Here is a 10,390-nt window from a genome sequence, read left to right on the forward strand (position 1 = left end):
ACCGAAGCAGTCCGCCCGGTCCCTGAGATCAGCGGCGCGCCTCGCCGAACACCGAAGGGTAGTCGGCCACGGCCTTCGACCAGTCGTCGTCGTAGCGGATGCGGATAACCTCCCAGCCGATCTCCTTCAGCCGCTCGGCGGCCTCCTCGTCGCGCAGCGTCGTCTCAGCGTGGTCGTGGTGCGGGCCGTCGACGAAGACCGCGACGGGGCCGAAGGAGGTGTCGTAGACGAAGTCCGGCTTGGACAGGGCCGCGCTCAGCCTCACCTGCTGGTGGTCGGGCAGGCGGTGGCCGTGGGTCCTCAGGTAGGCGACGAACCGCTCCTCCAGGGAGGAGTCGGCGCCCTCGATGAGCGCGGCGGCCTGCTCGTCGCGGGTGCGGCCCGCGTGGCTGGAGCCGACCTCACCGCCCGCGAAGTCCATCAGGAGCTCCTTCACCAGGTGGCGGTCGATCATCCGGTGGTGGCGCTGGTTACCGAAGGAGAGCAGGCAGTCGTAGCAGCCCTTCTCGCACGGGTCGCCATTGCGCTTCTCGGCTCCCCGGTCGCGCCCGACCTGGTCGAAGTGCGCGATCTCCAGGGCCCGGCGGGCGGCGCGGGCGAGCGCGTCGGGCTCGGCCTGGAGGCGGCGCAGGACGCCCGCGCCGCCCTCGGCGCTCTCGATGAACAGCAGCCGCTCGCGGGGACCGTCGTGCGGCGGCAGCTCCTCGGTGTCCAGCTCGGAGTCCTCCAGCTGGAACTCCGCCTCGATGCCCCGCTCCAGCGCGTACTGGAGGGTGATCGCGGTGTCCTTGTCGACTGGGGCCGCGAGCTTGAGGACAAGGATGTTGCGGGTGTCCTGGACGTACGGGATGACGGGGACCTTGCGCACGACCTTCTCCGCGTCGGCAAGGCCCTCGTCCTCCACCGGGGTCTCCCGGCCGGGTCCGCTCGTGCTCGGCCTGCCGGTGGAGCCGGCCAGCCACTGGCCGGTGGCCGGGTCGAGCCAGAAGCCGATGTCGCCCTTGGCGACCGAGCGGCGGTAGCCCAGGTTGGTGAGCCGGACGGTGGCACTGTCGCCGTAGGCCAGTTCGGCGAGGAGACGGCCGGCGGCGGCCTTCGCCTCGGCGCGCAGCGAACCGTCCCGGCCGTCCTCGCGCTGCTTGAAACGGTAGGAGATCTCCACCGCGTAGCCCGTGCGCTGGCGCTCCTCCTCGTCGGAGGAGATCCGGTCGCGGCGGTGGGTGAAGACGGTGTGCAGGTGCAGCAGCCCGGTGCGGGGGTCGCCGTACGCGCTGCCGCAGCCCAGGCAGGTGTCCTCGCGCCGCTCCTCGGGGGACAGATAGCCGCAGCCCTGGCACACCTTGGCGCTCTCGGTGGTCAGTTCGCCGCTGGTGTCCGGGGGCAGCTGCACCCGGTCCACCTTGAACCGGCTGCCCTCGTGGTAGATCAGCGCGCCCGGCCCGAACTCGCGGATCGCGATGAAGCGGGACCGCTGGAGGTAGTCGCCGTCGTAGCCGCGGCTGGTGCGGCCGGTGCCGGGGATGTACGCGGCGAGCGGCAGCCGGGGGAAGGAGTAGCCGGGCAGGAAGCCCTCGGAGGCGAAGTAGCGGTACGGGTAGAAGTCGGACAGCACCGTGCGCTCGCCTCCCTGCCTGTTCTCCAGGAGGGCGATCTGGTTCTCCGCCTGGGCGCGGCGGCGGACGGCCTGGGCCTGGGAACGGCCGGTCGCCGTGCGGTTGCGGATGTTGTCGTGCTGGATCTCCCGCTCCTCCAGGGCCTTGCGGTAGAGGTCCCGCCACCGTCCGCACTTCTCGTAGAAAAGCCCAGGGGCCTTGGCGACGGTGTCCTCCAGCCACTGCTCGTGCCACCAGGACGTCTCGCGCAGGGCGTCGACGCAGCCCGCGAGGACGGTGCGGGCCCGCACGAGGGCGCGCTGCTGGGCGGCCGGCGTGCCGATCTGCTCCCGCACCTCGGGCAGCAGCTCCAGCGAGGGGGTCTTGCCGTGGGTGTCGAGGATCTTGGTCATGGTGCGGCCGAGTTCCAGACGGGTCTCGGCGAGCCAGATGGCGTGCACGTGGGAGGCGAGCAGGTCCTCGTTGGCCAGGTCGAGGCGGGGCGCGGCGACGGTACCCGCGACCATCTGGTCGGAGCGGGTGAAGTAGTACTGGTCGTGGCTGTTGCCGGTCGCGCAGTACGTGGTGACCAGCGCGGGCTGGCCGGAGCGGCCCGCGCGGCCGGAGCGCTGGGCGTAGTTCGCGGGGGTCGGCGGGACGTTGCGGAGGTTGACGGCGTTGAGGCTGGCGATGTCGACGCCGAGCTCCATGGTGGGCGAGCAGTACAGCAGGGGCAGCGGCAGGCCCTTGCTGAACAGCTTCTCCCGCTCCTCGCGGACGTCGGGGTGGACCTGGGCGGTGTGCTCGGCGGCGTGCAGTCCGGCGAAGGTGGACGCGACCTCCTTGTAGAGCCCCTTGAAGAAGGCGTTGACGCGGGGGCCCTGGCCGGTGCGGTAGGTGCGGCGCAGCCGGTCCACCGTGCCGTGCTCGTCGTCGCGGGCGTGCCAGCGGATCACCGGGTGGTGGATCTGGTAGCCGGGGTCCTCGCCCCGGCCCTGGGTGATCCGGCTCAGGACACCGCCGTCGGCGAGGATCTCCAGCAGGTCGCGGATCACGTCCTGGGCGTCGTCGAGGGAGAGGTCGTGGTCCCAGCCCGGGAAGGTGTCCGGCTTGCGGACGTGGCGGCCGAAGGCGCCGCGGCCGGTGAGGTTCTTCTCGCTGCGGCTGCGGCCGGGCCGCCCCGCGCGCGGCAGGGCGACGGTCGGTGTGGGGGGCGCCGCCTCGGTGTCGGCGATCCCCCAGGCGTCGTTGAGCTTCGCCGACTCCTTGCGGAGCTCGTTGAACTTCGCCTCGGTGAAGTACGGGGTGTCCACGGCCCGCTGGCGGCGCAGCTCGTCCATGAGGACCCGGGCGAGATCGAGCCGGGTGGCGGGAGTGGCGGTGCGCAGCGGCCCGGCCGCCCGCTGCCAGCGCTCCTCGTCCTCGGCGATCTGGTCGAGCCCCGCGTACTCCAGGCCGAGCAGGCCGGTCTGCTCCAGGTTGGGCATGGTGATCCGCCAGCCGCGCTCCAGGTCCAGGAAGAGCCGGTACTCGGCCACCTGGGCCAGCGCGTCCCGCGTCTCCTCGGCGAGCGCCTCCACTTCGGTGGGGTTGTTGGCGTACTCGTGCGGGGCCAGTCCCAGGGCCTCGACGACCTCCTCGCCCAGCCGCTTCCAGCGCAGCCCCTTCCCCCCCGCCTTCAGCATCGCGCGGTACAGCGCACCCCGCAGCTGGGTGACCATCACGAAGTCGTTGAAGTGCCCGGACTGCAGGCTGGCGTCCTGCCGGTTGTCGACGAAGGTGAGCAACTTGCGTGCGTCCTCGCCGAGTTCCTTCTCCGGCAGACTCTTCAGGTGGCGCACGATGGAAGCGCTGACGACAGACGTGGCCGTGGACCGGCCCTCCTGGTCGAGCGTCATCAGCTTGGCGAAATCCCGCTCCCGCACTTCCTCGTAGCTGACCCCGCACTCAAGGCAGAACAGGAACGGGGCGGGCACGTAGGCGGCGTACAGGCCCTCCCCGTCCTTGTTCACCGCCGTGCCGTCGGGCCTCACCCACACAGGCTGCGGGGCGCGCTTCCTGCGGCTCGTGGTGAGGGCGGGCGTGCCCTTCTTCGGGTCGAGGGTGAGCCAGCTGTCGGGGAAGCGGCGCTGGTCGATCGCGTCCGTGACCCGCTCGGGCCACGGGTTGGCGGCCGAGAGGTAGAGATAGCCCTGCTCGTCGTCCGCGTCCTCACGGGTGCGGAAGGAGACCTTGCCGTCGTCGCTCTGCTCGCGGGCCACGGTGAGGTACTCCTGGCCGCACTCACGGCAGAAGGACAGCGGCAGCAGAAGCTTCTCCGGCTCTCCGGGCACCCGCTGCTGGTAGGTGCGGGTGATGTGGCGGCTGTCCGCCGGCTCCAGGGAGACGTACGCCGAGCCGCCCTTGGAGAGGAACTGGTGGAGGCGGAACGCGAACAGCGCGCGGTCTTCGGCGTCGCGGACCTGCGTGCCGGCCCGGAGGGTGGACCGGATGGCCTTGGCGCAGGCGGTGTACGGCTCGTCCTCGGGTGCGTCGCGCGGGATCTCGAAGGCGTCCTCGCGCAGGGCGCGCGCGGCGAGCTCCACGGTGGTGGGCTTGGCGCGCACCAGCAGGCGGGTGCCGTCCTCGTCTGTGGTCTCGGTGAGGCCGAAGGCCGTCTCCACCCAACGGGCCAGCGGGTCGGCCTTGAGTGCGTCGTACTCCAGCGGAGGGTTGTTCTCCCTTACACGGGTGGCGAGTTCGGCACGTGTGGGGATCGTGTCGCCGGTCGCGCGGACCAGGGTCTCGCCCACCACCCGGTCCGGGGAGATCTCCGTGTCGAACAGGGTGGAGGCGACCTCGGCGACCTCACGGCGGCGGGCGGCGGGGGTGCCCTTGGTGGACATGGTGGCGGAGGTGCCGACGCACTGCAGGGCGGGCGACTCGCACGCCTCACGCACGCGCCGGACCAGCAGGGCGACGTCGGCGCCCTGGCGACCGCGGTAGGTGTGCAGTTCGTCCAGGACGAGGAAGCGCAGGCCCTTGGCCCGGCCGATGAGCCGCTTGCGCTCCTCGGGGCGGGTGAGCATCAGCTCCAGCATCACGTAGTTGGTGAGCAGGATGTCCGGGGGGGTGTCGAGGACCGCGTCCTTCTCGGACTGCTTCTCCTGGCCGGTGTAACGGGCGTACGTGACGGGCTCGTCACCCTCGCCGTATCCGGCAGTGAGGAACTTCCTCAGCTCGCCCCGCTGACTGTTGGCCAACGCGTTCATCGGGTAGACGATGATCGCCTTGATGCTCGGGGGGTCTCCGGGCCGCTTCTCGCTCAGGATCCGGCTGACGATGGGCACGATGTAGCCGAGGCTCTTTCCTGAGCCGGTGCCGGTCGTCAGGACGTACGAGTCCTTCGAGTCGGCGGCCTCGATCGCGTCGCGCTGGTGCCGGTGGAAGCGGATGGGACGGATCGTCGCGCCCCGCTTGTCCTTGCCGGTGCGGAAGATCCGCTTGCACTCGGGATGGAGGAGGCCGAGGTCGTCGGCGAGGTGGTCGACGGTGCCGCCGCTCGCGAAGCTCGGGTTGAGCGAGAGCCAGGGGTCGGGCCACTGGTCGCCGTCGGCAAGGGACTTGGACACCTTGTCGCCGATCCGCGGGTCGTCGATCACCACCGATCCGGACGTGTACTCCTTGTAGTCCCGGATGAGCCGACGGTGCACCTCGAAGACGTCCACGTGATCCTCACTAGCTCCCGACGCGATCCACGCATCACCGTAGTGGGTGAGGCGCACGGGACGAACCGCCCCGCCTTCACCCCATTAGAGCAAGAGCATGTGAACTCAGTCAACGAATAAAGCGTCGCGCGGGCAGCATTCGACGCACCACCGTGTCACACTCTCCCTGACACCAGCCCGGGCAGGGCGCGGCAGGGCACGGAGGGGACGGGCCGCAGCGCGAATGGACACCGGAACACTGATCGCCGGTCGCTACCGGATCAAGCGCCTCATCGGACGGGGCGGCATGGGAGTCGTCTGGCTCGCCCACGACGAGAACCTGGGCCGCGACGTGGCGCTGAAGACCATGAACGTCGATCCGGGACTCACCGAGGAGCAGCGCGCCCGCGACGCCGAAAGGTTCCGCCGGGAGGCGCAGGCCGTCGCACGGCTCGACCACGCGGGGCTCGCCACCGTCTACGACCTCGGCGAGGAGAACGGCACCCGCTTTCTCGTCATGCAGTACGTGATCGGCCCCCCGCTCGACGACCGGATCGTCGAGGAGGGGCCGCTCTCCATCGAGGAGACCGCGTCGATCGGGGTCCAGATCGCCTCCGTCCTGGGGTCAGTGCACGCCCGTGACGTCGTGCACCGCGACCTCAAGGGCAGCAACGTCGTGATCCGCACGGACGGCGTGGTCAAGGTCCTCGACTTCGGAGTCGCGGCGTTCCTCGACCCGGACACCACGGGCCTCACCACCACCGGGGAGCGCCCCGGCAGCCTGGAGTGCATGGCGCCGGAACAGGTGCGGGGCAAGCCGGTCGACCCCCGAACCGATCTGTACGCGCTGGGCTGCCTGCTGTACGCGATGCTGACGGGCGAGCCGGTCTTCACGCACGAGTCCGAACTGATGCTGCCCGGCATGATCCTTGAGCAGCCCCCCGTACCGCCCGGAAGGCTCCGCGCGGGCATCCCCTCCGAACTGGAGGACCTGGTGCTCCAGTTACTGGCCAAGGACCCCGACGAGCGGCCCGCCCACGCCGGCGAGGTGTGGCGGCGGCTCGCGGTGTGGCTGCCCGAGCGTCGCACCCCCGAGCAGGCGCTCCTCCCCTGGGCCGAAGTGGACCCGCTGCGGCCCTTCACCCACCCCATGGGACCCGAGGCCCGGCCGGTGCGGGCATGGGCAGCATCGGGGCGGCACGACCGACCGTCGCGCTGACCCGCGCGCCTCGCCGACCGGAACGCGACGTACACCCTCAAACCCGCCATGGCACATCTGTGAACAAAGTCAATGGTCATGTACGCTGACCGATGCAGTTCGGAGGAAGGGTGGCTTGATCACACACCCATGACCGGGGGACAAGTCCTCCCTCCACCAGAAATGCCCTGGGAGTGTAGATGTCCACGTCGCGCGCCGTACCGGTGACCTTGGCCGAAATCGCCCGCCTTGCGGGTGTGGGACGAGCCGCGGTGAGCAACTGGCGGCGGCGGCATCCGTCCTTCCCCGAGCGGATCGCCGGCACCGACACCAACCCTCAGTTCTCCTTGACCGACATCGAGGGCTGGCTGCGCGACAACAAGAAGTTGAAGAAGTCCGCCGAGAGGGAATGGCTCTGGCCCGGTTTCGAGGCGCTCGGCGGGCGTGACGAGACCGGGGCCGCGATCGCCGAGGTGGGACGGCTCCTCTCCGGGCGGGTGAGCGACGAAGGCGAAGAGATTCGTGCCGACACACGGGAGCTGATCGAACGGGCCGTGGATCTCGGACAGCGTGAAGGAGGCACGGATACGTTCGCGTTTCTGCTGCGCCGCTGGCTCGACGTCCATGTGCGCCAGATCGCCACGACCCCGGAACCGCTGGCATCCCTCATGGCGCAGCTCGCCCTCGGGGCGGCCAACAGCGTGGTGGGCGACAGCCCGGGCAGCTCCGGTGGCACCACGGTCATGGACCCTGCTTGCGGCCCCGGGCATCTCCTCCTGGCCGGGGCGGACGCCGCGAGGGCATCCGGCGCCGAGGCACTCACGCTGCTCGGCAGTGACCGGGACGCCGTCCTCGCCTCGCTGGCGGACTCCCGCTTGGCCCTCGCCGAGAACGAGCGCCACAGGGAGGAGGAGTGGGCGCAGGTCTCCGTACGGGCTGCTGACTCCCTGCGCGACGACCCGTTCTCCGGCACCCCCGCCGACATCGTCCTGTGCAACCCGCCCTTCAACGAACGGGACTGGGGATACGAGGAGTTGGCCACCGACGCGCGCTGGAGCCATGGCCTTCCCCCGCGCACCGAGCCCGAACTCGCGTGGGTCCAGCACTGCCTGGCCCAGCTGCGGCCCGGCGGCGCCGCGGTACTGCTGCTGCCGCCCGCCGTCGCGGCCAGGAAGGCCGGACGCCGCATCCGCGGCTCGCTGCTGCGCACCGGGCAACTGCGGGCCGTCGTCGCGTTGCCGCCGGGCTGCGCCGCACCACACAGCGTCTCCCTGCACCTGTGGGTGCTGCGGATGCCCGCCCACGGGGAAGGCACGCCGGTGGGCGATCGGCTGCTGGTCGCCGACGCGGCCTCGCGCTTTCCCCGGGACCCGGAGGAGAAGTGGACCCCCGACTGGGCGGCGATCAGCGCTTTCGTGCGCGAGGCCGTCGAAGAGGCGGACTCCCCACAGGCCCCTGCCTACGTACGACAGGTGCCCGTCATCGAACTCCTCAACGACGAGGTCGACCTCACCCCTGGACGCCACATTGCCCCGCCCCCGGCGGACACGGCACTCCGACTGGCCGAATCCTGGCGGGAGTTCACCGGGCTCACCGCGAACGTGAACAAGTCGGCCAGGCTGCTCGCGGCGCTCGACCTCGCCACGGCCGAGGCGGAAACGCCGACGGCAACCACAGTCGCCGAGCTCGCCCGGGCCGGGGCGCTCACGCTGCGCGGCGGCCAGCAGCCGCCGGAGGAGTCGATCCACGCCGGCCCGCCGTCCGACGACGGCATCCCCCTCCTCACCGTCCCCGATCTTCTGGTGGACGGCGAACCCCGCAGCTGGCTCGCTCCCGGCACCGCGGCGGCCGGCGAGGCCGTGATCGCCGAATCCGGGGACATCGTGGTGGTGGGCGTCGCCCGTGCCTTCTCCGCCTGGGTCCACGAGGGGCCGCCGACCGCCCTCGGCCCCCAACTGCATGCCGTGCGAGTACAGCCCGAACAGCTCGACGCCTGGTTCCTCGCCGGTTCACTGCGGGCTCCCGCCAATGCCCGGCAGGCCGGCACCCACACCACGAACTCCTCCCGCATCGACGTCCGCCGTCTTCAGATCCGCCAGGTTCCCCTCGGAGAACAACGGCGCTACGGAGAGGCGTTCCGCGAACTCACCGCCTTCGAACGGCTGCTGCGCCGCGCGGCCGACCTCGGCACCAGCCTTGCCCGCGACCTTGGCGACGAACTGGCGGCCGGACGCCTGGCCAACCAGGCGTAGCACATCGACGCGCCCGCAACGGCTGGCGTCACGCCTCCCCGCGTCTGGGCTCGGCCAGGCGGGCCGTGAGCTGGGCGTCGACCGCGTGGCGTACGGCCTCGACACGAGCCGCGAGTTCCGTTGGCAGTCCGGCGGCGGTGCGGCCCGCCGTGTCAACCGCCGCGATGGCCGCCTCCAGTTCACCGAACGTGAGCCGGCACTCGGCCGTGCGCAGCCGGATCAGCGCGCGATCGGCCCGCTCGGCCGGGCCGTCCCCGTGAATGAGATCGTTGTCGACGGCCTGGTAGAGGCGGGCCGCAGCGCCGAAGTTGCCGGCGAGGCGGAATCCGTCCGCAGCCCCCTGCCACACGCGACGCACCAGAGGGCGCCGCTCACCCCACTCCTTGCGGACCCGTTCTGTCAGACCGTGTAGCCGGTCGGTCGCGTCGCCCGGCTCACCGGACGCGATCTCCGACTCGGCCTGCGCGCAGAGCTGTTCCACCACGCGGGCGTCCAGCCACTCGTCGGCCGGTGCGGACGCGGCAGGCAGCGTGAGAGCGACCGGGCGCGGACGAACAGCTCGGTCCCGCGGCCGACGCAGGGGGGCGGTGGGGTCGGGGTGGGTGCGGGGCCGGGGTTCGGGATCGCCGATCCCCGGGGCGAACGGGTCGAGGACCTCCAGGACCTCGTCAACGGCCGGGCGCTGCTCGGGGTTCTTGGCGAGCATCCGCAGTACGAGATCGTCGATCGGCTCCGGGATGCCCGCGGCGTACGTGCTCGGTGGCAGCGGCTCCTCGTTGAGGTGCTTGTCGGTCAGGCCGGACTCCGCGCCGAGCGGGAACGGGGGCCGCCCGGTGAGGAGTTCGTAGAAGATGCAGCCGAAGCAGTAGACATCCGTGCGCGTGGTGGGCTCGCGCTCCAGGAGCTGCTCCGGCGCCAGATAACCGCGGGTGCCAAGCGTCGAACCGTGCGCCGTGTAACGGGTGGCGTCGGCGTGCAGCGGCTTGGCGATGCCGAAGTCGATGAGGACGGCCCACCCCTCTTCATCGATCATGATGTTCGCGGGCTTGAGGTCCCGGTGTACGACCGGGAGCGTGTGTGCGCAGGCCAACGCCCCTGCCACCTGGATGGCGACGGCAACCGCCGTGGCCAGAGGCAGGGGGCTGTGCTCGTCGAGGAAGGTCCGCAGACTCACTCCGGTCACCAGGCGCATCGCGATGTAGGGGACGCCCCGGTGCGATCCGCTCCCATACAGTTCGGTGATTCCCGGATGGTCGAGCGCGCCCAGAAGGTTGGCCTCGCGCCGGAACCGGGCGTCCCTGACGGCGAGTTCGGCATCCCGCTCATACGGGTCGAGGCAGTACAGGGCCTCGGAGTCGTGGCGCAGGAACTTCACCGCCACCTCCCGCCCCCCGGACACCTCTCGGGCCCGCCAGACCTGGGCCATCCCGCCCTTGCCCAGAGAGTCCTTCAACTCGTAGCGCCCGTCGACCAGATCACCCACGCCGGGCCTGTAAGTATCCGCGTCCACCACTGTGCCCCTTCGCACCACTGCGCATCAGACCCACCAGCGTAGCGTGAAAGATTCTGGACACGAGCCGTCCATGGACTCAGTTCACAGATTTGTGCCATGCTCTAGTGGTGCCCGGACGTCCTCGGACTCCCGTTGCTCTGGACACCTTC

Annotated in this window: 4 protein-coding genes; 2 read left to right on the plus strand and 2 right to left on the minus strand. The window is 70.9% G+C overall.

The window, feature by feature from the left end; translation table 11 throughout:
• Nucleotides 1-28: 28 nt before the first annotated feature.
• Nucleotides 29-5,299 carry a DEAD/DEAH box helicase gene (locus MDN94_RS26705; protein ID WP_482728451.1) on the minus strand — a complete coding sequence of 1,757 codons (5,271 nt, stop codon included), beginning with the start codon at nucleotides 5,297-5,299 and terminating at the stop codon, nucleotides 29-31.
• 223 nt (nucleotides 5,300-5,522) lie between these two features.
• On the opposite strand from MDN94_RS26705, the gene MDN94_RS26710 reads away from it, so the two are divergent.
• Both MDN94_RS26710 and MDN94_RS26715 read left to right on the plus strand, forming a co-directional pair.
• On the plus strand, nucleotides 5,523-6,497 hold the full coding sequence (locus MDN94_RS26710) for a serine/threonine-protein kinase (protein WP_482728452.1): 975 nt from the start codon (nucleotides 5,523-5,525) through the stop codon (nucleotides 6,495-6,497).
• A gap of 179 nt (nucleotides 6,498-6,676) precedes the next feature.
• Nucleotides 6,677-8,728 carry an HsdM family class I SAM-dependent methyltransferase gene (locus MDN94_RS26715; RefSeq protein WP_482728453.1) on the plus strand — a complete coding sequence of 684 codons (2,052 nt, stop codon included), beginning with the start codon at nucleotides 6,677-6,679 and terminating at the stop codon, nucleotides 8,726-8,728.
• 28 nt (nucleotides 8,729-8,756) lie between these two features.
• On the opposite strand, the gene MDN94_RS26720 is transcribed toward MDN94_RS26715, so the two are convergent.
• A complete protein-coding gene (locus tag MDN94_RS26720) occupies nucleotides 8,757-10,211 on the minus strand; it encodes a serine/threonine-protein kinase (protein ID WP_482728454.1) in 1,455 nt (484 codons plus the stop codon).
• Nucleotides 10,212-10,390: the final 179 nt, after the last annotated feature.

The sequence above is a fragment of the Streptomyces sp. WAC00040 genome, from assembly GCF_056835925.1.

Excerpts from the sequence above, each read along its gene's own strand:
- MDN94_RS26710 (WP_482728452.1), top strand. The coding sequence starts at position 5,523 with ATGGACACCGGAACACTGATCGCCGGTCGCTACCGGATCAAGCGCCTC.
- MDN94_RS26715 (WP_482728453.1), top strand. The coding sequence starts at position 6,677 with ATGTCCACGTCGCGCGCCGTACCGGTGACCTTGGCCGAAATCGCCCGC.